Source organism: Vibrio sp. YT-18 (assembly GCF_033337345.1).
Taxonomy (GTDB): Bacteria; Pseudomonadota; Gammaproteobacteria; order Enterobacterales; family Vibrionaceae; genus Vibrio; species Vibrio alginolyticus.
On sequence record NZ_JAWOQO010000288.1, the window covers coordinates 1 to 1035 of the forward strand.

Here is a 1035-nt window from a genome sequence, read left to right on the forward strand (position 1 = left end):
GATGATATCGACCGATGCTGTCATTCCTGGAATGATTGGTAAATCGGCATCCTGACCAAAGCTGGGTTTTTCTGTGCGCACGCGCACGATGTAGGAGCTGTTGCCTTCCTCGTCTTGGGTGGTATCTGCACTGATGTGCTCCAGTTCACCCGCTAAGCCGCCGTATTTTGTAAAGTCATACGCGGTGAATTTTACGATGGCATTTAGGTTCGGGCGTAGAAAAGCGATGTCTTTCGGGGCGATTTTCGCCTCAACTAACAAGGTGTCTTCGGTTGGTACGATTTCAACGATGTCCATACCCGGTTGGATAACGCCGCCAACGGTGTTGACGTTCAGCGTTTTGATTTTGCCTGTCACCGGAGAGACAACCACCGTGCGGTTTACGCGGTCTTCCAAGCCAACAGCCGATTCAACTAATGCAGACAGTTGGTCTTGAGCATTATTGAGTTTCTCTTGTTGTTCGGAACGGAACTTCAACGCCACATCGATGCGATTGAGCATGGATTCTTTGATGGCGGATTTGATCACTGGGATTTTCAGTTCGCTAGATGTCATTTCACGGCGAGTGTCGTTCACTTGGCGCTGCAATTTGAGTAGCTCAATACGCGGAACAACGCCTTCATCCGCCAACGGTTGGGTGATATCCAGTTCTTTCTTCGCGTATTGGTAGCTTTGGCGTAAGTTACGCACTCGCGCTTCAATCTCGACCAAGTCTTGCTGTTTTTGCTCAACTTGTTGATCGATCACCGACAGTTGGTTGCGTAGGTTATCCAAATCTTCGCGGTATTCTGCTTTTTGACGCTGAGTTAATTGTGGCTGCGTCTCTTCCAATACCGGTGGGAAAGTCAGTTTGCCGTAATCGAGAACGACGCTTTTTTCCCAATCTTGAATATTAAAATCGCGATTGACGGCCACGCTGTTGATAGAAGCAGAAAGTTGTAATACCGAGGCGGTCAGGTTGGCAACTTGTTGTTCACGTTCGCGGTAGTCCGAGCGAAAACGAGTATCGTCGATCAACAGAAGTTGCTGGCCTTT

1 protein-coding gene is annotated in these 1035 nt (G+C 48.7%); it reads right to left on the reverse strand.

All coding sequences use genetic code 11. The features are described 5' to 3' along the window. Positions 1-1035 (reverse strand): HlyD family type I secretion periplasmic adaptor subunit (locus R7M72_RS26040; protein WP_318056586.1); only part of this gene is annotated, 1035 nt, incomplete at both ends.